Origin of the sequence: Mesorhizobium sp. M0016, from assembly GCF_040324035.1 — a bacterium.
Classification (GTDB): Bacteria; Pseudomonadota; Alphaproteobacteria; order Rhizobiales; family Rhizobiaceae; genus Mesorhizobium.
This window is the reverse complement of the sequence record NZ_JAMYVM010000007.1, coordinates 93,491-114,645: the sequence shown is the minus strand read 5'-3', so window position 1 is coordinate 114,645 and position 21,155 is coordinate 93,491. Positions and strand designations below refer to the sequence as shown.

General features: G+C 62.2%; 18 protein-coding genes. 11 read left to right on the top strand and 7 right to left on the bottom strand.

The features are described from left to right. Window positions 1-143 precede the first annotated feature (143 nt). The gene (locus NKJ88_RS12945; RefSeq protein ID WP_196814988.1) at window positions 144-716 is read right to left on the bottom strand and encodes a hypothetical protein; all 573 of its coding nucleotides are present in this window, start codon (window positions 714-716) and stop codon (window positions 144-146) included. Window positions 717-1,008: 292 nt separating this feature from the next. Then, window positions 1,009-2,103, bottom strand: a complete 1,095-nt coding sequence (locus NKJ88_RS12940) for a mandelate racemase/muconate lactonizing enzyme family protein (RefSeq protein ID WP_352444220.1) — start codon at window positions 2,101-2,103, stop codon at window positions 1,009-1,011. Between the two features lie 187 nt (window positions 2,104-2,290). Between NKJ88_RS12940 and NKJ88_RS12935 the strand changes: the two genes are divergently transcribed. From NKJ88_RS12935 to NKJ88_RS12910, 6 genes are all read left to right on the top strand, one after another. After that, window positions 2,291-3,040 (top strand): FCD domain-containing protein, encoded by a 750-nt coding sequence (locus NKJ88_RS12935; protein ID WP_023707502.1) that lies wholly within the window; start codon window positions 2,291-2,293, stop codon window positions 3,038-3,040. Beyond that, entirely contained in the window at window positions 3,037-4,656 is a 1,620-nt protein-coding gene (locus NKJ88_RS12930; RefSeq protein WP_352444218.1) for a GMC family oxidoreductase, read from the top strand. Before NKJ88_RS12935 ends, NKJ88_RS12930 begins: the two co-directional genes overlap by 4 nt. A 102-nt stretch (window positions 4,657-4,758) precedes the next feature. Further along, a complete protein-coding gene (locus tag NKJ88_RS12925) occupies window positions 4,759-5,739 on the top strand; it encodes an ABC transporter substrate-binding protein (RefSeq protein WP_023672664.1) in 981 nt (326 codons plus the stop codon). Window positions 5,740-5,799: 60 nt separating this feature from the next. After that, window positions 5,800-7,344: a sugar ABC transporter ATP-binding protein gene (locus NKJ88_RS12920; protein ID WP_352444216.1), complete on the top strand. Its 1,545-nt coding sequence runs from the start codon at window positions 5,800-5,802 to the stop codon at window positions 7,342-7,344. Next, window positions 7,341-8,345 (top strand): ABC transporter permease, encoded by a 1,005-nt coding sequence (locus NKJ88_RS12915; RefSeq protein WP_502904747.1) that lies wholly within the window; start codon window positions 7,341-7,343, stop codon window positions 8,343-8,345. The genes NKJ88_RS12920 and NKJ88_RS12915 overlap by 4 nt, the downstream gene beginning before the upstream one ends. A 3-nt stretch (window positions 8,346-8,348) precedes the next feature. Next, complete coding sequence (locus tag NKJ88_RS12910) at window positions 8,349-9,314, top strand: ABC transporter permease (RefSeq protein ID WP_023672667.1); 966 nt, start codon at window positions 8,349-8,351, stop codon at window positions 9,312-9,314. Window positions 9,315-9,515: 201 nt separating this feature from the next. Here the strand turns inward: NKJ88_RS12910 and NKJ88_RS12905 are convergent, their stop codons facing one another. Beyond that, on the bottom strand, window positions 9,516-10,916 hold the full coding sequence (locus NKJ88_RS12905; protein WP_023707500.1) for a Do family serine endopeptidase: 1,401 nt from the start codon (window positions 10,914-10,916) through the stop codon (window positions 9,516-9,518). A gap of 445 nt (window positions 10,917-11,361) precedes the next feature. Between NKJ88_RS12905 and NKJ88_RS12900 the strand changes: the two genes are divergently transcribed. From NKJ88_RS12900 to NKJ88_RS12890, 3 genes are all read left to right on the top strand, one after another. Next, entirely contained in the window at window positions 11,362-11,973 is a 612-nt protein-coding gene (locus tag NKJ88_RS12900; RefSeq protein ID WP_023672669.1) for an ATP-dependent Clp protease proteolytic subunit, read from the top strand. Window positions 11,974-12,041: 68 nt separating this feature from the next. Then, window positions 12,042-12,470, top strand: coding sequence for a GFA family protein (locus tag NKJ88_RS12895; protein ID WP_352444213.1), 429 nt, complete (start codon window positions 12,042-12,044; stop codon window positions 12,468-12,470). Window positions 12,471-12,517: 47 nt separating this feature from the next. Next, window positions 12,518-13,585, top strand: a complete 1,068-nt coding sequence (locus tag NKJ88_RS12890; protein ID WP_352444389.1) for a M42 family metallopeptidase — start codon at window positions 12,518-12,520, stop codon at window positions 13,583-13,585. Between the two features lie 128 nt (window positions 13,586-13,713). Here NKJ88_RS12890 and NKJ88_RS12885 read toward each other — a convergent pair whose 3' ends face one another. After that, on the bottom strand, window positions 13,714-14,538 hold the full coding sequence (locus NKJ88_RS12885; RefSeq protein WP_023672672.1) for an SIR2 family NAD-dependent protein deacylase: 825 nt from the start codon (window positions 14,536-14,538) through the stop codon (window positions 13,714-13,716). A gap of 914 nt (window positions 14,539-15,452) precedes the next feature. On the opposite strand from NKJ88_RS12885, the gene NKJ88_RS12880 reads away from it, so the two are divergent. Next, window positions 15,453-15,623 carry a hypothetical protein gene (locus tag NKJ88_RS12880; protein ID WP_023672674.1) on the top strand — a complete coding sequence of 57 codons (171 nt, stop codon included), beginning with the start codon at window positions 15,453-15,455 and terminating at the stop codon, window positions 15,621-15,623. Window positions 15,624-15,662: 39 nt separating this feature from the next. Continuing rightward, complete coding sequence (locus NKJ88_RS12875) at window positions 15,663-16,160, top strand: hydrolase (RefSeq protein ID WP_023702861.1); 498 nt, start codon at window positions 15,663-15,665, stop codon at window positions 16,158-16,160. Between the two features lie 194 nt (window positions 16,161-16,354). On the opposite strand, the gene NKJ88_RS12870 is transcribed toward NKJ88_RS12875, so the two are convergent. Genes NKJ88_RS12870 through cphA form a run of 3 tightly spaced genes read right to left on the bottom strand, consistent with a single transcriptional unit; the run spans window position 16,355 to window position 20,852 of the window. Then, a complete protein-coding gene (locus tag NKJ88_RS12870) occupies window positions 16,355-17,179 on the bottom strand; it encodes a cyanophycinase (RefSeq protein ID WP_023688542.1) in 825 nt (274 codons plus the stop codon). Next, complete coding sequence (locus NKJ88_RS12865; protein ID WP_023696172.1) at window positions 17,176-18,075, bottom strand: isoaspartyl peptidase/L-asparaginase family protein; 900 nt, start codon at window positions 18,073-18,075, stop codon at window positions 17,176-17,178. The genes NKJ88_RS12870 and NKJ88_RS12865 overlap by 4 nt, the downstream gene beginning before the upstream one ends. Beyond that, window positions 18,075-20,852: a cyanophycin synthetase gene (gene cphA, locus NKJ88_RS12860; RefSeq protein ID WP_352444210.1), complete on the bottom strand. Its 2,778-nt coding sequence runs from the start codon at window positions 20,850-20,852 to the stop codon at window positions 18,075-18,077. Before cphA ends, NKJ88_RS12865 begins: the two co-directional genes overlap by 1 nt. Between the last annotated feature and the right edge of the window lie 303 nt (window positions 20,853-21,155).

Below are 21,155 nucleotides of genomic sequence, written 5' to 3'. Positions count from 1 at the left end.
TTGGCCTAATGCAGCCTGGTTGGCGTCCGGCTTGGGCTCCTTTGTGAGCGAAGGCCGGGAGCAACGCGACATGGCCGTCGCCGTCTGCCTTAGACAGTCGGCTGGACGCATTCGTCTCCGAATGCGGACACGGGGCCGGACGCCTAAAAACGAGGAGGATCAGATGTGTCCAAGCCGCTCGCCAAAGTTTCCGATCCTGGGACCACCGCAGTTCGGCGCAACAAGTCGCCGGGAGATCTGCTTGCTCGCGTTGATTGCGGTCGACTGACTCCTGGCTCATTCGCCGCCTCGCCGGCTGGCTCCGGTCGGCCGGCCTCGTCCGTCTTCGTCATCGCTGGCCGGCGGACGATCCAATCCACCAAACCGGCTTCGGTCTCCTCGCAGGCCACGAATTCGCGCACCAGACTTCGCGCCAGCTCGCGCCATTGACACTCGGGCACGTTCATCTCCGCGATCAGATCTCGGCATGCAGCGCGTATGATGTCGGCATCGAAGGCTGACACGGCGACAGGACCACGGTCTGCATTCTTTGCTCGAGCAGTGTCGTCGCCCTGACGTTCGCGAAAGCGCCTCAGCACCTCGCGCGATGCGGCGATCGCTTGTCGGGTTTGACTCATAGCCTCGTAAAATCCAACTTCGCGGACCAGTGAGCGGTGCCGCGATAGAATGAAGTCCTCCATAACCGCATGCGCAGTGTCCGTACGCGTTGCAACCATCGCCGCCTCCCTGCAGGCGCACCCAATGCTTGCAGCTTCTGCCGGTGTTCGGGCGGCCGCCTGCATTTGTCGTGTCGCTGCTATGATCGCGTGAGTTAAAGCCGGTGAAGCGTCGCTGCAATTACAAATGTAAGTGTGGCATCCGATAAGCGGTATGCCCGCTGGTTGCGGCGGCGGCGAATTCGTTCTTCAGACGGTCGAAGTCTTCCTGTCGAAGGGCTCTCCGCGTTGCCGGAACGAGGAATCAGGATCCGGACAAAATGCATGCGGCCGTGCCGCCGTTCAGGGGGCGCTATTGGCGAAAATCCGCCAATTTGCGCCAGTCGAAGACAACGCCCACTCCAGGCTCGTCGGGTGCTATCGCCAAACCATCCTGAAGCCTAAGCGGCTCGGTGGTGTAAAGGTCAATATCGAAACTATGCGCCTCCACCCAGCCGGCATTTGTCTGACCTGCAACGAGACTGACATGAAGTTCCTGCATCCCGTGACTGCAGACCGGAATGCCAGCCTTGCGTGAGAGCGCCGCCACGCGCAGCCAGCCTGTGACCCCGCCGCAGTTGGAGGCGTCGGGTTGGATGTAGCTGAGATTCGACCAAGCGAAGGCATGCTCGAACTCCTCGATGACATGCAGGTTTTCTCCCATTGCCAGGGGCATTCCGGTCGCCTTGGCAATGCTGGCGTAACCCTCATAGTCGTCGGGTATGATGGGCTCCTCGAACCACAGCAGATCGTAGGCGGCGAATGCTCTCGCTGCCTCGATCGCTCGCGGGACGTCGAGCGCGTAGTTAGCGTCAACCATAAAGGTGACATGAGGTCCTATGCGCTCGCGAACTGCCTTCACCCGGGCCACATCCTCGGCCAGGTCGTCCTTGCCGACCTTGATCTTCACCCCGGTGAAGCCGCCATTGAGATAGGAATCGATGCTGGCCAAAAGCTGATCGAGGGTAAAGTTTAGGTCGATGCCGCCGCGATAGGCCTTGGCGCTCTTCCCGGCCCCGCCCGCCATCTGCCAAAGCGGCAGGCCGCTACGCCGGCCCTTGAGGTCCCACAACGCGATGTCGATCGCCGAAATCGCGAAAGAAGCGATGCCGCCGCGCCCGACATAGTGGATGTGCCAGAGCATGCCGTCGTAGATCGTGTCGATTTGCGTTGCGTCGCGTGCCTTGAGGAACGGCGCGAGGTCGTGATCGATCATTGCCTTGATTGCATAGCCGCCCCTGCCGCCGGTGTAGGTGTAGCCTGTGCCCTCGGTGCCGTCGGCAAGCCTCAGCGTGACGGTGACCAGCTCGAAATGCGTGTGCGCGCCGTGCTTGGCATCGGTCATCACCTCACGCAGTGGGACCCGAAACAGCCGGGTCTCGACTTCCTTGATTTCGGTGCGGCTCATGCTGCGCTCCATTCACGTTTTTTCATCGGACCATAATTGCACCGGCAGCGCTGACTGGCAACAATGTGGCTGATCTTTCAGCGGTTCTGAAGCCAATCCGTCATTTTTGGTCCTACAAAAGCATCAATCCGCTTGTGCTTTGGTCCGATTTACCTTCTAATAACAGGACCATCTGGGAGGAAAAGGCTTGCTGGATACGGAAGAGCGTCCTGAGATGCCCGCGGCTATTCTCGCCGCCCGCGCGGCCGACGCGATGGTGGCCGGCATAGAGGCCGACATCACGTCCGGAAGGCTTGGCGACGGCAGCTACCTGCCGGCCGAGCGCGAACTGATGATCGAGTATGGTGTGGGCCGGGGCGTTGTGCGTGAGGCGATTGCGCGCCTGGCCAGCCGCGGCCTGGTGGAAGCGCGTCCGCGGTTCCGGCCCGTGGCGCGCCGGCCTGGCCTGGATGCCGCGCTCGGCGCCCTCGACGGCATCGTAGGACATCTGCTGAGCGACCAGGCGGGCGTGAAGAACCTCTACGACATGCGCGTCTTCCTCGAGGCGTCGCTGGCGCGCAACGCCGCCATCCATGCCCGCAAGGATGACGTCACAGCCTTGAGGGCGGCGCTGGCGATGAACGAGGCGGCCATCCCGGATTCCGAGAAATTCTATGCGACGGACGTGGCGTTCCACGCAGCGCTCTATGACATCGCGCGCAACCCGGTGCTGCCTGTCGTGCACAAGGCATTTACCGCCTGGCTGTCGCCGCATTGGATGCGCATGCCACGGTCGCCCGAGCGCAACCGCGTGAATTTCCTCAGCCATCGTGAAATCTGCACGGCCATCCTTGAGCGAGATCCTGACGGCGCCGAGCGGGCGCTACTCAACCACCTCTCGGCGGCCTGGGAGTATGTCCGCGGAACATTCGAAAGCCGTGAGGCGCCGGAAGCATGACGCAGTCCTACGACCATATCGTGGTGGGCGGCGGAGCGGCCGGCTGCGTCGCGGCGGCAAGGCTTGTGAAAGCGGGACGGCGAACCCTGCTGCTGGAGGCCGGCCATTCCCATCATCACCCCTTGCTCGACATGCCGCCCGGCATCTTCAAGATGATCAACGGCTCGAAATTCATGCGCTATCACCGCACCGAGCCGCAGGCCCATCTCGACGGCCGCGTCCATGAAATCTCGCAAGGCAACGTGCTGGGCGGCGGCACCTCGGTCAACGCCCAGGTCTACATGCGAGGCCGCTCGGCCGATTATGAGGAGTGGGACGAACTGCTGCGCGGCAACAATGCCGGCGTGCGCTGGAACTGGCAGGCGGTGCTGCCGCATTTCACCGGCATGGAGGGAAACAACCGCCTCGGCGGCGAACTGCATGGCAGCGAAGGTCCGCTGCTGGTCTCGGATCCAGGCCACATCGATGATGTTTCCCGTTGGTTCGTCCAGGCCGTCCAAGGCCTTGGATTGCCGTACAACCATGACTTCAACGGACCGTCGCAGCGCGGGGTCGGCTTCTACCAGTTCATGAACCGGCGGGGAAAGCGAAGCAGCGCCGCCTATGCCTTCATCGAGCCGCTGACGAATGATCCCAAGCTGACGCTGAAACTCAATTGCACAGTCAGCCGGCTGCTGATCGAGAACGGTCGGGTCACCGGCGTCGTCTATTCGGATGCGTCGGGCGCCGAGCATACCGTCCATGCAGATGCCGACGTGATCGTCTCGTCCGGTGCCCTCGTCTCGCCGAAACTGCTCATGCTGTCCGGCATCGGCCCCGCCGAGGCGCTTGCCGGGCACGGCATTTCCTGCGTCGCCGACCTGCCCGGGGTCGGCGAAAACCTGATCGACCATCCGGAGGTGCCGATCATCGCCACCGCAAACGGCCCATACGGCTATTTCAGGCAGGGCCAAGGCTGGAGGATGATCAGGAACGGCCTGCATTTCAAGCTCTTCGGCGCCGGCACGATCCTGTCAGCGGGGGTGGAGGCCGGAGCCTTCGTCAATCCGGCCGATCCCGAGGGCGAACCGACGATCCAGGCCTTCTGCGTGCCGCACGTCTATCTGGACCGCGATATCCTGACCTTGGTCGAGAACACCTATGGGCTTACCGTGACGACAGTGGTGGTGAAGCCAAAGTCGCGCGGTTTCGTAAGGCTGCGTTCGGCGGATCCGAAGGACATGCCGATCGTTTCGCCGAACCTGCTTAAACATCCCGACGACATGCGGGAAATGATCTCCGGCCAGCGTTATTTCCTGCAGGTTTTTCAGACCAAGCCGCTCGCCGATCGGGTCAAGGCCATTGCCGTGCCAAGCCAGGATGATCTCAGCGACGAAGCCATGACAAAGCATTGCAAGCGCTTTGTGAAGACCAACTACCATCCGGCCGGGACATGCCGGATGGGCTCGGACAGCGACCGGATGGCGGTGCTGGACGCGGCGCTGCGCGTGCGCGGAATAGACAATCTGCGGGTTGCCGACATGTCGGCCTGCCCCAACATCAATGCCGGCAATACGGCGGCGCCCGCCATGATGCTGGGCGACCGCTGCGCCGACTTTATTTTGGAGGCGGCATAGCGCCGGATCCAGCTTGCCGACGGCCTCATCGCCGAAGCCGTTTGGGCCGATATCGTGAGGAAATTACACAGTCGCTGAAAGCGACAATAAAGGAGGAAGAGCATGATCATTACCCGTCGAAAACTACTGGTTGGCTCCGCTGCCGGCGCGGTTGCGCTGACACTCGGCTCACGCGCCTTCGCGGCGCTCCCGCCACTCGCCAAGAAGGACAAGTACAAGGTCGGTTTCGCCCAGACGGAAAGCAACAATCCGTGGCGCCTTGCCGAGACCAAGAGCATGCAGGACGAAGCCGCCAAGCTCGGCCATCAGCTGGTCTACACGGATGCCGCCGGTTCGTCGGCCAAGCAGGCCTCCGACGTGAACTCGATGATCGCGCAGGGCGTCGACGCAATCTTCCTGCCGCCCCGCGAAGACAAGCCCCTGGTCCCGGTCATTCTTGCCGCGCGCGATGCCGGCATACCGGTGTTTCTGGTCGACCGCGACGTTGATCACACCATGGCCAAGCCGGGCGAGGATTATGTCTGCTTCATCGGTTCGGATTTCATCGAGGAGGCGACCCGCGTCGGCGAATGGCTGGTCAAGAACGCCAATGGCAAGTCGAAGATCATCGAGCTGGAAGGCACGACCGGAGCCTCGGCCGCTACCGACCGCAAGAAAGGCTTCGACGATTTCATCGCCAAGCACTCGCAGTTCACCATCCTGGCGTCGCAGTCCGGCGACTTCGCCCGCGACAAGGGCCGGCAGGTCGCCGAGACGCTGCTTCAGGCGCACCCTGATGCGGATATCATCTACGCGCATAATGATGAGATGGCGCTGGGCGCCATCGCCGCTTTGGAAGCAGCCGGCAAGACCCCGGGCAAGGATGTGCTGATCTTGTCGATCGACGGCGAGAAGGAAGGCGTCCAGGCGATCATTGACGGCAAGATCGGCGCTATCTGCGCTTGCAGCCCGCTGTTCGGGCCGAAGGCCTTCGCAACGATGGCCGACTATGCGGCCGGCAAGAAGATCCCGCCGTTCATCAAGAACGAGGATGCCTTCTTCGACGCCACGAACGCGAAGAAAGACTTCGATATTGCGTTCTGATATCCACTTTCTTTCCAGTTGCCCTACCCGCTTCGGCGGGTAGGGTTTGGGAGTTTGACGATGACCGCTCAGCCGGACCAAGCCGCGCTGCTCCTGGACATGCGTGACATCCAGAAGCGTTTTGCCGGCATCCCTGCCCTGGCCGATGCCTCGCTCCAGGTTCTTCCGGGCGAGATCCACGCACTCATCGGCCAGAACGGTGCGGGCAAATCGACACTTATCAAGGTGCTCACCGGCTATTACCGCCGGGATGCGGGGCAGGTGCTGTTCGAACGGAAGCCGTTCGAAGTTGGGTCTCCGCATCAGGCGCAGGTCAGCGGCATCAGCACCATCTACCAGGAGATCAATCTCGTACCGCTGCGCTCGGTGACCGAGAACATCTGCCTTGGACGCGAGAAGCGCCGCCGCGGCCTGCTCGACTGGAGCGCGATGCATGCGGAAGCAGAGCGCCTGCTCAGCCGCTTCTCGATCGGCATCGACGTGCGCCGCCCGCTCAGCGATTTCAACACCGCCACGCAGCAGATGGTGGCGATCGCCCGCGCCATCGGCTTTTCCGCCCGCCTCGTGATCATGGATGAGCCGACCTCCTCGCTGGACGAGCGTGAAGTCTCGGTCTTGTTCAGCGTTATCCGTCAGCTCAAGGCCGACGGCGTCTCCGTTCTGTTCGTCAGCCACAAGCTCGACGAGTTGTATGAGGTCTGCGACCGGGTCACGATCATGCGTGACGGCCGCACGGTGCGAAGCGCGGCGATGAGCGACATCGGCAAGCTGGAGCTGGTCGCGGCCATGCTCGGCCGCGACGTCGCAGCCGTCGAAGGCCACGCGACCGCGTTCGGCGAACGCGATCGGTCGAGGATCGGTGATGTGCTGTTTACCGCGCAAGGGCTGGCAGCCCGCCAGTTGGTCCGTGACGTGAGCTTCGAACTGCGCCGCGGCGAGATCGCCGGCTTTGCCGGCTTGCTCGGCGCCGGCCGCACCGAAACAGCCCGCCTCGTATTCGGCGCCGACCGCCGGAGCGCAGGCGAGATGACGATGGAGGGCGCGTCCTACCATCCCGCACGTGCCGCCGATGCCATCGCCGCAGGGATGGGCTTCTGCACCGAGGACCGCAAGGCCGAGGGCATCGTGCCGGAAATGACCGTCGCGGAGAACATAACACTGGCACTGCTGCCGAAAATCAGCCGCAATGGCATCCTGAACGAGGCCCGGCAGAAGGAGATCGTCGAGCGCTTCATTCGTGAACTCGACATCAAATGCTCGGGGCCCAACCAGAAGGTCCGCGAGTTGTCGGGCGGCAACCAGCAAAAGGTGCTGCTTGCCCGCTGGCTGGCAATGAACCCGAAGCTGCTCATTCTCGATGAGCCGACGCGCGGCATCGATGTCGGGGCCAAGGCCGAGATCCAGCGCCTCATCCGCAAGCTTGCCGATGACGGGCTCGGCGTGCTGATGATCTCCTCGGAACTCGAGGAAGTGATGGAAGGAGCCGACCGCATATTCGTGCTGCGCGAAGGAGTAAGGGTGGCCGAACTGGAAGGCCAGGCAGCCGACGAGGAGGACGTGCTCGCGGCGATGGCGCATGGCGGCGCGGCGAAGGAGGCAGCGTGAGCGATCTGGCCACACCATCCGCAGCCAACGACGCTGGAAACCGCCGCTTTGATGTGTTCGGTTTCCTGGCGCGCTACGGCACGGTGATCGCGCTTGTGCTGCTGGTGGTCTTCAACCTTGCCTATACGCGCAATTTCGCGACGCTGCAGACACTCAACGTCAACCTAACCCAGGTCTGCACGATTGTGATCGTCGCGGTGGGGATGACCCTGGTGATCGCCACCGGCGGCATCGACCTGTCGGTTGGTTCGCTGATGGCGATCTCCGGCGCATTGGCGCCGATGATCTTCATGGGCACGATCTTCCCGGTCGGAAACATCTATCTGGCGGTAGCCGTCGCGATGGTTGCCTCGATCCTCGTCGCCGGCCTGTTCGGGCTGTTCAACGGCTGGTTGGTCTCGCGTTTCCGCATCCAACCGATCGTCGCAACGCTCGTGCTGTTCATCGCCGGGCGCGGGATCGCGCAGGTCATGACCAACGGCAATCTGCAGACCTTCCGCGTGCCGCAATTCCAGTGGATCGGACTTGCCCGCCCGCTCGGCATTCCCGCGCAGGTCATCATCATGGCCGTGCTGGTTGCGGCGGCCGCTTGGGCCCTTCACCGCACGGTGTTCGGGCGAAGCATCCTGGCTGTCGGCGGCAATGAAAAGGCCTCTAAACTGGCCGGCATCGCCGTATCGAGGATCAAGCTCGCTGTCTATGCGATCAGCGGCCTGTGCGCGGGGCTGGCCGGGCTCGTCGTCATTGCGATCAACTCCTCCAGCGACGCCAATCTCGTGGGGCTGGGCATGGAGCTCGACGCCATCGCGGCGGTCGCGGTGGGCGGCACGCTGTTGAGTGGCGGAAAGGCCACAATCATCGGCACCCTGCTGGGCGCACTGACCATCCAGTTGGTGCGCTACACGCTGCTCGCCAATGGCGTGCCCGACGCCGCTGCGCTCGTCGTCAAGGCCGGCATCATCGCATTCGCCGTCTGGCTGCAGCAGCAACACCGGGTGTAATCCATGAACAGCGCCAGACTGGTTCGCATCATCGGCACTTACGGTGTCGTCATCGCGCTTGCAGCCCTCGTCCTGTTCGGATTCCTGCGCTACGACCGCTTCCTCGGCCTCTTCAACGTGATGAGCGTTCTGCGCTACAACTCGATGTTCGCGCTCGTCGCGCTCGGCATGTGCTTCGTGATCATGACCGGCGGCATAGACCTGTCCGTCGGCTCCGTCGCCGCCTTGGGCAGCGTCGCGTCGGCCCTGGCGAGCCCGCACGGCATCGTGGCAGGCCTTGCAGCGGGCGTTGGCGCCGGCCTGGCAGCCGGGCTGATCAACGCGCTCCTGGTTACGCGCGGCAACCTGATGCCATTCATCGCCACGCTTGCCACCATGCTGGCCGCAAGCGGCTCGGCGCTGCTTCTGGCCGGCAACCAGACCGTTTCGGTGTCTTACGATTCGGGTTTCACCGCCATCGGCCAAGGGAATTTCTGGATTTTCCCAATTCCGGCAGTCATCGCCCTGGTTGCCTATGCCGTCGGCTCAGTGGTCCTGAACTACACCAGCACGGGACGGACGGTGCTGGCCATCGGCGGTGGCGAGGATGCCTCGCGGCTGATGGGGCTGCGCACTGACCGCGTCAAATTTCTCGTCTATGTCGCAAGCGGGTGCCTGGCCGGGCTCGCCGGCGTCGTCCTCGCTTCTCAGTTCGGCGCAGGCCAGCCGATCGAGGGCGTCGGCTGGGAGCTGTTTGCCATCGCAGCGGTCGTCGTGGGCGGGACGCTGCTGACCGGCGGCTCGGGCTCGGTGTTGACCACGCTGGCCGGCGTGCTGTTGCTCGGGATCCTTTTCAACGTCCTGAACTTCGAAAACGGCATGGGTTGGATTTCGCTGTCAGCCTACTGGCAGTCGGTGATCCGCGGGCTGTTTTTGCTCGTCGTCGTCCTTCTCCAGGCACGGCTTACGGCAAGGCGCGAAACTGCCTGAGGATGGCGAGCGCCTTCGAGCACGATGAGCTCAAAAGAGCTCTGGCGCTGCAGAATCAGTGCGCGTTGCGCACCCGGCCCAATGAGCGCATCCCGCAGACTTTCTGCGGCGATGCTTCCCCGGTGCACCTGGGGTCCGACACCCTTGGAGCGGGATCCGCAAGCGGATCGTGGTGCAGTCACATGGTCGTCCTGGAGACGGTCATTTCCCGGCGACCGCCACGAACACGGACTGCCCCTGCCTTTCCAGCCGAAACAGGATGGGCTTGCTCTGCCGGCGAGAGTTCGCCCACTCCTCGACGATGTCCGAAGGCTCCGTCACCCGGCGATTGTTGGCCGATATGATGACATCGCCCGGCTGCAATCCGCTCCGGGCGGCAAGGCCATCGGGAACCACTTCCACGACGAAGACGCCGGTCGTTCCTGATTTGATGCCGAGCTGCTGACGCGCCTGATCCGGAATCGGGCTGAGCGATAGGCCGAGGCCTTCTGCCGCCGACTTCTTGTCGGGAACAGCGCCGGTCTTCACCTCCGCATCCTTGCGCTCACCGATGACAAGCGCGATCTCCTGGTCCTTGCCGCCGTTACTCCGTGTCAGAGTGGCCTTGCTGCCAGGCTTCTGGCTAGCCGTCGCAAGCGTGAGGTCATGGACACCCTCAATGCCCTTGCCGTTGAACCGGGTGATCACGTCACCCGGCTTCAAGCCGGCTTTCTCCGCCGGGCTGCCGGGCTCGACCGAAGCAACCAGCGCGCCCTTGTCATCCTTCATCCCGAGGGCCTCAGCCAGCGACGGCGTGATGTCCTGCAGGCGGACCCCGATGAAGCCACGCTCGATCCGGCCGGTTCTGATCAACTGGTCGGCGATGCTCTGGGCGGTGCGCGATGGCACCGCAAATCCGATCCCGATGCTGCCGCCCGACGGCGAGACGATGGCGGTGTTGACGCCGATCACCTCGCCACGTGCATTGAACAGCGGACCGCCCGAGTTGCCTCGATTGATCGACGCGTCCGTCTGGAGAAAATCGTCGTACGGCCCGGCTTGAATGTCTCGCGAGCGGGCCGAAAGAACGCCGACAGTGACAGTCCCTCCGAGCCCAAAGGGACTGCCGATCGCGATTGTCCATGCGCCCGGCTGCATTGCATCCGAGTCACCCCATTTGGTCGTGGTCATGTTGGGCCGCGGGTCGACCTTCAGCACCGCTATATCGGTGGCGGGGTCACGGCCGACCAATTGCGCCGGCGCCGTTTCCTTGTCGGAAAATACGACATGGATCTCTGTCGCATCGGCAACGACATGGTTGTTGGTGACGATGTAGCCGTCAGCACTGATCACAAATCCGGAGCCAAGCGCCTCCCTCACCTGCGGCTGAACGGGTCCGAGGCCCTGGCCGTCGAACGGACTTGTAAAGTCGCCCGCCGTCGTCTGGTCCTGGACAACCTCCCGGGTCGTGATCGCGACCACGGCCGGCAATTTCTGCTGGATGATCGCTGTGAAGTCGGTCGGGGTATCCTGGGCCAGGACAGGCGCCACGCCACTGGCCGAGAGCATCAGCGCAACCGCGATCAAGCGCGTTGCAAATCGTCTTTGCATATCGTGAGACATTGCTGGACCTCCTGCCGGACAGCCCCGGCCGCTCGGCCGCGCCGCGCGGAGCCGGTGCTCCGGACGCTAGAACTGCCAACAAAGCTGTTTGTTTCAGCCCCCCGGAAAAATGGCACGGCCAGGAAAAATAGCCCGACCGCAGGGGTCCGGAAGGCAGCAGCCGGGAACCATTGAGGCCGTCGAGTTCAACCGTCCACAGGACTGGTTCCGGACGTGGCAGAAATCAGCAAAGCGACTGCGTCAGCTCCGGCAAATGCCCGATATGCCCATGGAGCCAACCTAGCGGCTGAGGTGCCTCTACCGGGCTTGGTGCGAAAAGGATCTGCAATGAAAGAGGGAGCTCCACAGCCGCCGAGAGACGCGGCTGTGATCACCACCGCTCGAACTCCCTCAAGGGAACAAAAGGGTACCAACTAAGTTCGGCCCCCATAATGAGGATGCCTATATGGACCTGTTGCCCCAGTCAGCCGAACACACCGTCTCCCCGCCGCCCGCTCCAGACCTTCACCGGCTTTTGTTCGATCCAAACTTGCGTATACACGGCTTGATTGATGATACTGTCGTCACCAAAGCCTTGGACGATTTGAAAGCCGTGCGTTCCGGGGAAGACGATCTCTACGTTGAAATCGACACGCCCGGAGGCGACGCCGACGGCGCGCGACGTCTAGCTCTAGAGTTCAAACTTTTTCTGAAACACTCGGGCCGCAACGGCTACATCATTGGCAAGAATACGGTTTACTCTGCCGGGGTAACGGTCCTTGCCGCTTTCCCGAAAGCCTGCAGGTTCCTTTGCCCGCAAGCAGTCCTGCTGATTCATGAAAGAAGGCTTGAGAAAGACTTGGTTCTGAATGGACCAATTCGAAGCTGTCTTCAGATCGTTCGCGAACAACTTGCGCTGTTGGAAACGGCAGAGCGACTCGAGAATGAAGGGTTCGCCGATCTCGTCCAAGGTTCTCGAACATCGCTGGAAGAGCTGCGCGACCATGCCCTGAACAGCTGCTACCTGATGGCAGCAAGAGCTTTGGAGCTAGGCCTTGTTGAAGACATTGCCCATTAACTTGATGCCTCGATGCAAACAGCAGAGCGGAGTCCAACACGCTTCCCTCACTCATGTCGGCGGCGACCATGAACGACGAGGTTGACAAGATAGAGCGGACCGGCGGCTGTCTTTGCGGGTCTGTGAGGTATGTTGTTACCGGCGCGCCGTTGGGCGTTGGCTTGTGTCATTGCCAGGATTGCAAGCGAACCAGCGGCAGCACCTACAGTGCCTTTGCCGTGTGGCCGCGGTCGGCTTACCAGTGCAAGGGCGAGCTTGCGGCGTTCAACGGCAGAGGTTTTTGTCCGGCATGCGGGTCGCGCGTGGTGAATCTCCGCGACGACGAAGCCGAGATCATGACCGGCACTCTCGATGATGCGCCAAACGACCTTCTCCCGACATACGAGCTTTGGACCCCCCGGCGCGAAGCCTGGCTCCACAACCTGCCTTGGGCTGACCAATTCGCGGGCGATCGCACCGAAGAAGGCCAAAATTGGCGCGAAGCCCGACGAGTATGACCATGCTCGAATGGCCCTCCACCCCTTGAACCGTGAAAGTCAGCTTGATGCGCGATGAATCACTCAAGTTCTTGAAGGAAATTGTGGCGACCCCGTCGCCGAGCGGGTTTGAGCAACCCGTAGCGGAGCTTTTCCGCGAGTATGTTCGTCCGTATGCCCACAGGTTGACGACGGACGTCATGGGCAATGTCACAGCGATCATCAATCCTGAGGCGTCTATGCGCTTCATGTATGCCGGGCACATGGATGAGGTCGGCTTCATCGTCCATTACATCGACGATGACGGCTTTCTTTTCTTCAGCACCATAGGTGGAACGGATGTTGCCACTGAAATCGGCCAGCGTGTCTGGGTGCACGGCAAGGAGCCGATCCTGGGCGTCGTAGGTCGCAAAGCAATCCAGACCTTCAAAGCCTCTGACACGTCTCAAACTCCCTGGCTGATGGAACTGTGGATCGATATCGGCGCGAGTTCGCGAGAGGAAGCGTTGAAGGTCGTAGAGGTCGGCAGCGCGGTCACTATCCACGGCGAGTTAGCGGCGCTACAGGGCAACCTTGCTGTCGGACGAGCGTTCGACAACAAGGTCGGCCTCCTCATCGGCGCCGAGGTCCTGCGCTGCCTCTCCGAGGAGGGAGGCGTTCACCCCGGCGTGGGCCTCTATATCCTGGGTACGGTTCAAGAGGAAATTGGTTCCCGAGGCGCGATGACCTCAGCGTTCAACATCGCGCCTCGAACCGGCCTCGCAATCGATATGGGCGTGGCAATGGACTATCCGCGCGCTCGCGCCGAGGATCAGGGCAAACTGGATCTTGGGAAAGGGCCGGCAATCACTCAAGGCGCGAACACCAACCCGGTGGTGTTCAAACTGCTGAAGTCGGTGGCCGAGAAAGAGGGCCTACCTTATCAGCTTCAGGCGGTGGGCAGCTCAAGCCCTACCGACGCGCGTGTCATGCAGCAGAACCGAGGCGGCGTGGCAAGTGGGGTGCTCTCCGTGCCTTTGCGTTACATGCATACCCCGTCCGAAGTTGTTTGCCTGGATGATGTGCAAACGACGATTGACTTGGTTTGTGCATATTGCCGGCAATTGACGCCGGAGATCGACTTCACGCCAAGATGATCGCTGCGGGATTGATTGTGGAAGTCTGGCTCCAACAGTCGCCGATCTGGCGCCTGTCGGCCACGATCTGGTGCGTCGGTCACAGCGCACCTGAGAAAACCCAACTACGGTCCACTGGGGAGCGCGCCTCAGGTCACCGCCACCGCTTCCACCAAACGCCTGAGGAAATCCGTCAGACCGGCTTCAGGATCATCACCTGCGCCAACGAGCACCGAAATACCCCAGCGCCCAAGCACGGCCTCCTCCACAGGGTTGCGGCTGGGCATGAAGATGAACGAAGGGGGACGATCTTTCTCATATCCAGACCGGTGCCAGGTCTGCCAAAGCCGGTGCAACAGCAACCGAATGTTTGGATCGGAGAGGCTATAGCCAATGAACAGGATCGTGCTGCCGAGAGCATCCGAGCGAAAGCGCACGTCAAGGGGAGAATTGAAGGACAGGCGGTCAAGATAGTCGGTTTCGGTGAGGACAAGGGAAGAGTCCTCGTCAAAGTCGCCGTGAAATTTCACGATGTGCGTTACGCCTCGACGGGCCTGCGCAACGTGCCGTGCGTTGGCCACTTTCACGTACTCTCGACCGTGGATTTCAAAAGCGAGTTCCAGGTTCCGGTCATAGTTCGTCGTGTAGATGACGGGAAAATCGAGCGTCACGATGAGACGGTGCAATTCCGATTTCTCAATCCGTTCCTTGGCGACAGACCAGTTTCTGTCCATCCAACTGCGAAGTGGTCCGATGCTGCCATGCTTGATCCGATAGTATTCGGCCAAGGTCTGAAAACGATCGCGTCGCGTGGAAAATTCATCGTCGACGCCGAGCTCCTTTGCCATTCGCTCGATGAGTTTCTCCCAAGACGGAAGTCCGACGCTGATCGATACCCCCGCCCCCACAAACAAAATTGCGCTGCGATGACGAATTGCATTGGCGAGCGAATCTATAGGATCATCATCGTTCATGGATTGGTCCTCCGAAGCCACTCGCGTGGGCCGGACCTAAGGTGCGTGCCCCGGTGCGGGGATCGTGGACGCGGCTCCCCACTTCGAGCCAGCGTGCTCCGCCCTCATCGACGAAATCGGGTCGACCACGCACCAGCCAGCCCAGAGGGGGCGGCCCTTGCAGTCCTGCCGAGCCGCTTGCCACCCGAACCGAGGTAGCGGCCGCGAGGACACTGGCTGTGAACTGGAACCGGCGGTGTTGCGGTTTACTGGCCACGTTGATTCAGTTCTGCGCCAGCCATATTGCGCAAAACTCTATCGAGTTTCGCATTCACCAAGAGGTTGCGCCGCTTCGCGCCGATAAAGATGGCGAGAGAGTAAATCATTGTAAGAACAGAGATCATCGTCATTCCGGCCTAAACATCAGCGGCCGGAGATGTTCCATGCGCCCGGAAATATTCCAGTGCAGGTGTTTTTAAATCGCCGAAGCTACGCGCTCAATGCGCGGTTGGTTTCGTGTCCAGGGCGGACGAATTAGCGCAAGGCGGTATTCATCCTCCCACATCGGCGGCGGACTGAAGCGAAATGCTGGTTGTGTCCCCCAGAATTGCAATGAAACGCCGATGCTTTGCATGCGGCCCGGAACAAATGCTCGCTTGCACAGTTCGAGCCATGCAGCGGTCGACCCCCGCGCTGCAAGATCGGTAGCCCGATCGCCCGCGCCGGCCCCTCCCACGGCGCGGGCTTTCGTTTGAATTCACGCTGTCGGGGTTGGAGTCGCTCCGCCGTTGTCGCGAGCCGGCTGATATACGCGCTGTCCGGGGCTCGCGCGGTGTCGGCGACATCGGCATTCGCGCAGTCCGGCAGGTCAGCCCATGCACGGGAACAACGCGGCACTGTGATGGTTTGGTGGCCTCGGAAGGTGGCAGAGAACGATGGGCAAAAAGCCCAAACAGCACGCAAAATCCACGGCGGATCGCGAAAAGGCGATCGAGGCGCTCTACTTCGCGCGCAAGTGCGGCCTTACGAAGGAAGAGGCACTCAAGATGCTCAGGGAAGCCCCGATCGGGATCGATGATGAAGCCGAAGAGCGCTCCGGCAGTTAGAGGCGACCGCCGGTCGCGCGTCGCAGCCGGCCGCGGCGCATGATCTTCTTCACTTCCGATACGCATTTCAACGATCCGCGCATTCTGCGCCTCGACCGGCGTCCCTTCGCCTCGTTGGTCGAGCATGACCAGGCGCTGGTTGCGTTTTGGAACGAAACGGTTGGCCCGAACGACGAGGTCTGGCACCTCGGCGATTTCGCCAAGGGTCCAGCCGAGACCGTGTCTTCACTGCTGTCGTCTCTTAACGGGTCCAAGCACCTGATAATTGGCAACAATGATGGCGCCGCCACCATTGGCGACCCGGCCTGGGCGAGCGTGCACCACTACATGGAGCTTCTTGTCGAGGGCAGCTTGCTGGTTCTGTGCCACTATCCTTTTCGCACCTGGAACCAGATCGGCAAGAGGTCGGTAAACCTGCACGGTCATTCGCACGGTCGTCTGAAGCCGATGACGCGCCAGCATGATGTCGGCGTCGACGCATGGGGGTTTCGTCCGGTAACCTTTGCTGCCATTCAGGCCAGTCGCCGCCGGGGCTAGCTCGGCAGAACGCCGGGTGAGCGAAGGTCTTCAGCTTTGCGGGATTCGAGCCGAGAGAGGCCGTCCGTAATCCTGCCGGGCCCGCAACAACGCGACAATCCTGGTTGGGCGACTTCAAATAGGAGAACTGCCTCATATACGGTTTTCGCGGTACGCGGACCGCGCCACACCATCAGCTTGAGTGCGGCGAAGTCTTAAGGAATCCCCACCGGCCGTCGCAGCGCAAGATCGAACCCGTCGCCTGAGCTCAGCACGTGAACCCTAAGATCATGGATGGAAAGGGCGGCATCAGGCTCACCTTCCGCGATGTTGGAATGCGTCACGCCGGCTGCGTCGACCAGATAGACAGCGCCGCTGCCAATGACCTTGAACATCTCGCCCTTCACCACGATCGCGGTGTCTTCATCAATGCCGATGCCGAGGACGCGCGGGTTCTGCGACACCGCCCCGATGAGCCGCCCAATGCGGCCACGTTCCGCAAAGTGCTGGTCGATAATGACGTTCGGCAGCAGGCCCAGTCCCGGCGCCATGCGAATGTGGCCGATCCGAAAGGACGCTGCGTTCGGCCCCTTCACCATCATCGTGTCGCTCATGACCGACGCGCCCGCGGAGGTGCCGGCAATGACGCCTCCGGCTTCATAGATTTCGTGCACCCGCTCGTCGATGGGCGTGTCGCCGATCTGGCTGGTGATGCGGAGCTGGTCGCCGCCGGAGAAGAACACCGCGCTCACGTCTGCAAGCGCACTTATTTTCTTTTCATGAGCTGCCTCGAGGCGGTCGTTGACGTAGAGCTCGATGACATCCTTGATGCCCAGTTCACCGAAGGACCTCTGATACTTCTCGAGATAGCCATCCGGCTCATGAGACGCGATGGTGGCAAGCACCAGGCGGCCGTTCGGAACCAGGCTCGCCACCTCCTTCAAGATGACACGATCGCCATCATGGTCCTCGTGGCCGCCGATGATGACGAGCGTTCCGGCTTTACCGTTCGAGGATCGTTTTTTCTTCTTGTCGGTCATTTGTCCACGTCTTTCTTGCGCAGGAAAACGTGTGGGTGGTTGTCCTCGCTGGTCATGAATGCGACTGCGAACTCCCTGCTGTTATGCGCCCATCCAGACACGCCGGTCGCGGTAAGCACGATGGCTCCGGCTTCGCCGCCGATCGCCTCGACTTCCTTGAGCGCGGGATTCAGCACCTGCTCCAGGCCGCCTTCAGCCTGCCCCGAGGACAATGCCTGCCGCGCCGAGAGTGCCTGCATGACACGGGCCGCGAGAGCCTTTCGCGCAATATGCTCACCGTCTCCCGAGAAGGCGACGGCTCCCAATTGGTTGTCGGCATAGTAGCCGCAACCGGGTTGCGGAGAATCCCCCACACGACCCGGAGCACTGCCGTCCAGTCCGCCGGTCGAAGTGCCCACGGCGATGTCCCCGTACTGATCCAGGGCAACCACACCGATCGTATCCTTCGCCTCCGACTTGCTGGAGACGTCGCGCTGCTGCGGCGTGATCAAATCCGCCGGATCGCAAAGCTCCAGCTGCTTGTCGGCGGCGAAACGCCGGGCCCCCTCCGACGCCAGCAGGATCGGCTCCTCATGCAGCATGGCCTTGGCGACACTGATTGGATGGCGCACGCCCTTGATCACTGCGACGGCACCTACATTGAAGTCCCTGCCCTCCATCAGGCCAGCGCACATCTCGACCTCGCCGTCCGAATTGAGGGCACTTCCATATCCCGCATTGAATGTCGGGTCGGCCTCGAGGACGCGACCGGCAGCTTCCACGGCATCGACCGCCGTTCCGCCGCCGGCCAGGACGGCCCGACCTGCCTCGAGCGCCTCGATGCATCCGTTGCGATGCGCCTCCTCCTCTTGCGGATCGATCTCCTTGGCGCCGCCGTGCAGGATCAGCGACCACATCAGCCAGCCCTCAGATGGCGAATATGGGTCTGATCGGGCCCTCCCCTCGAAGGCGTCGCGCCTCCGAAGCCGGTTACTTGCCGCCACACGGCTTCAACGTCGTCGACGGTCAGCACGACAAGGTCGTTTTCCCGTGCAAGCCGGAGACACACGTCGACGGCCTCCTTCTCGGGACAGACGGCGTGAATGCGGCCTGGGGCGCAGCCGGCGTTCAAGGCACCTTCCCGCAGCAAGCCGGCGATCGCTCCGGGGGCTCGGCCGCGCAGCTCCTGCTCATCCTCCTTGAAGACGATGACGTCGAATATCCGCGAAGCGATCGCGCCCATCTCGCGGATGTCGCAATCGCGGCGGTCGCCCGGTATGGCGACCAGGCCGATCGTGCGCTGATAGCCGCGCCTCATGTGGGAAACGAGCTTTCCGAGCGCCCTCAGCCCCTCCGGATTGTGCGCATAGTCGACGATCGTGCGGAAACCATGCCCGTCGAAGACGTTGAGGCGACCGGGAGATTGCTCGAACGAGGTGCCAAACTCCGCCAGCGCCGCCCGGATCGTTGCCGCCGGAACGTCGTGGCAATGCGCCATAGCGACGGCTGCCAGGCTGTTGGCAACGTTGAATTCGGCCGAACCCTCGAAGGTCGCGGGAATTTCGTCGACGCTCATCAGGAACATCGATTCCCCATCCTCGTGGATGAAAATGTCCCAGCCGTCGCTGCTGGGCTCCCGCGTCACGGCGCGGCCGCCTTCCGCCAGGTGGCTGCGCAAGAAACCGGGCCACTCGCTCCTGCTCGCCAGCGAGAAGTAGCAGATCCTGCCGCCGGCATCTCGCGACATTGCGGACGTGTGGACGTCGTCGGCATTAAGAATGCTCCATCCGCCGCGGCGGACGGACTCGACCACGACCGATTTCACCTCCGCCAGGTCCTCGATCGTGTCGATGCCCCTCAGCCCGAGATGGTCGCCGTGGACGTTCAGAACCGCGCCAACATCGCATGCATCGAAGGCAAGCCCTTCGCGCAGGATGCCGCCGCGCGCACATTCCAGCACCGCGACATCGACACCCGGCTCGCGCAGCACGATCCTGGCGCTCTGCGGACCGGAGCAGTCCCCTGTCATGATCCGCTCGCCGTTCAAGTAGACGCCGGTGGTGGAGGTGAGCCCGACGGTTGCCCCATTCGCCTGCAGGATGTGCGCCAGCATCCGGGCAGTGGTCGACTTGCCGTTGGTTCCCGTGATCGCGAAGATCGGAATCCGGCCGTCCTTGCCGCCTTTGAAGAGAAGATCGAGCACGGGCCGTGCGACGTTGCGGGCGCGCCCCGACGAGGGTTCGAGATGCATGCGAAAGCCAGGACCGGCATTCACCTCTATGATGCCGCCGCCGGTTTCGCTCACCGGCCGTGAGATGTCGGGACAGACGAAGTCGATCCCGGCAATGTCGAGGCCGACGATCTGTGCCGCCCGCCTGGCGATCAGCGCGTTTTCGGGATGGATTTCTTCCGTCCGGTCGATCGCGGTCCCACCGGTGGAGAGATTGGCGGTGGGCCGCAAGAGCACCATTTGACCCGGCGCTGGAACGCTCGACAGGGTGAGCTGCGATTTTGACAGGAAATGCTCGACACATTCGTCGATCTCGATGCGGGTCAATACCGAGGAATGGCCCTCTCCCCTTCGTGGGTCGCGGTTCGTCTCCTCGACGAGTTCGGCGACAGAACTCCGGCCATCGCCGACCACATGGGCCGGAACCCTCTCGGCAAGCGCCACCACCTTTCCGCCGATCACCAGGATCCTGTGGTCCGAGCCGACGAAATGCTGCTCGACGATAACGCTGCGGCTGTGTTCTCGCGCCTGTTCGAAGCCCCAGCGGACCTCGTCTTCTGTTGCGAGACCGATGTTGACGCCGCTTCCATGATTGCCATCGAGTGGTTTGGTGACCACGGGGTAGCCCAGCCGTGCTGCCGCCGCGACTGCGTCCTGCGCCGATCGCACCAGCTCCCCGCGTGGCACCGGCAGGCCGGCCTGTTGCAGCAGGAATTTGGTCAGGTCCTTATCCGAGGCGATCTCGGTCGCAATCTCGGAAGTGAGGTCACTGCAACTGGCGCGGATGCGCTTCTGATGCTTTCCGTGACCAAACAGCACGAGGCTGCTGTCGTCGATCCGCGCCGCCGGAATGCCTCGCCTCTCGGCCTCGCGCACCAAGGAAGCAGTCGTAGGCCCCAAGGCACGCTCGGCGGCCAGAAGCTTGAGCTGCTGCAGCCTGGCTGCGAACTCGAATGGCCCCTGCGTTTCCGCAATGTCGCCGAGCCCCTCGACACCATGCAGATTGGCCGGCAGCAGGCTGTCCACCAGTTCGAGCGCGACGCGCCCGGCGAGCAGCCCGACAAGCTCGTCCTTGTAGGCGAACATGACGTTATAAGTGCCCGGACTGCCTTTGACCGACCGTGTCTTTCCTCGTGTCACCCGGTGACCGAGCATGCTCTGCAGTTCCAGGGCGACATGCTCGACGACGTGGCCGAGCCAAGTTCCTTCCTGCATGCGGCGGACGAAGCCGCCGGCGGCGCCATAGCTGCAGCCATGGCCCGCAAGGCCGGGCAACAGTCGGACGATTTGTTCGGAAAACCCGGGCAGTTTGTCTGTCGGGAACGCCTCAAGGGCTCCGAGGTCGATCCTAATCTGGACCATTGGCGTCATGCTATAGAGGTGCGGCCCGCGAAACACGCGGGCATCCACGACGCGGATAGGGCGAAAACGCGAGGCGCCCCGATGAATTTCTTTGTCCGACATAGTCCGTTTCTCCTGACTAACTCCGCAACATCCGGAGGATCGGTTAGTTCCCGGCCTTTCAGTCCAAATATTTTTGCAGGAGAGAGAAACAAAAGTGGCCGTTAACATATGTTGGGCCAAGAACACCCTCTGGTCATCTCGGCCACGTGCGGCCGCTGTTCTGAGGGGCTACTTATCTCTCGGGACGAGGCGGGCCAGGCGTTCGCTCGTTTTCACAAGCATTCGCCGGGCACATCGCGGCCGTTGAGCTAGTGCCCGGCTTTAGCTCATGGCGACCCATTGTGCGGGTCCAGCACTGAGGCA

Coding starts and splice junctions, on each gene's coding strand:
- NKJ88_RS12865 (WP_023696172.1), bottom strand. CDS start 18,075: ATGTGGTCGCTGATCCTGCACGGCGGCGCCAAGGAGATCGATCCGCAA.
- NKJ88_RS12900 (WP_023672669.1), top strand. CDS start 11,362: ATGGACCTGTTGCCCCAGTCAGCCGAACACACCGTCTCCCCGCCGCCC.
- NKJ88_RS12880 (WP_023672674.1), top strand. CDS start 15,453: ATGGGCAAAAAGCCCAAACAGCACGCAAAATCCACGGCGGATCGCGAA.
- NKJ88_RS12940 (WP_352444220.1), bottom strand. CDS start 2,103: ATGAGCCGCACCGAAATCAAGGAAGTCGAGACCCGGCTGTTTCGGGTC.
- NKJ88_RS12890 (WP_352444389.1), top strand. CDS start 12,518: ATGCGCGATGAATCACTCAAGTTCTTGAAGGAAATTGTGGCGACCCCG.
- NKJ88_RS12910 (WP_023672667.1), top strand. CDS start 8,349: ATGAACAGCGCCAGACTGGTTCGCATCATCGGCACTTACGGTGTCGTC.
- NKJ88_RS12920 (WP_352444216.1), top strand. CDS start 5,800: ATGACCGCTCAGCCGGACCAAGCCGCGCTGCTCCTGGACATGCGTGAC.
- NKJ88_RS12875 (WP_023702861.1), top strand. CDS start 15,663: ATGATCTTCTTCACTTCCGATACGCATTTCAACGATCCGCGCATTCTG.
- NKJ88_RS12905 (WP_023707500.1), bottom strand. CDS start 10,916: ATGTCTCACGATATGCAAAGACGATTTGCAACGCGCTTGATCGCGGTT.
- NKJ88_RS12930 (WP_352444218.1), top strand. CDS start 3,037: ATGACGCAGTCCTACGACCATATCGTGGTGGGCGGCGGAGCGGCCGGC.
- NKJ88_RS12895 (WP_352444213.1), top strand. CDS start 12,042: ATGAACGACGAGGTTGACAAGATAGAGCGGACCGGCGGCTGTCTTTGC.
- cphA (WP_352444210.1), bottom strand. CDS start 20,852: ATGTCGGACAAAGAAATTCATCGGGGCGCCTCGCGTTTTCGCCCTATC.
- NKJ88_RS12925 (WP_023672664.1), top strand. CDS start 4,759: ATGATCATTACCCGTCGAAAACTACTGGTTGGCTCCGCTGCCGGCGCG.
- NKJ88_RS12870 (WP_023688542.1), bottom strand. CDS start 17,179: ATGACCGACAAGAAGAAAAAACGATCCTCGAACGGTAAAGCCGGAACG.
- NKJ88_RS12885 (WP_023672672.1), bottom strand. CDS start 14,538: ATGAACGATGATGATCCTATAGATTCGCTCGCCAATGCAATTCGTCAT.
- NKJ88_RS12945 (WP_196814988.1), bottom strand. CDS start 716: ATGGTTGCAACGCGTACGGACACTGCGCATGCGGTTATGGAGGACTTC.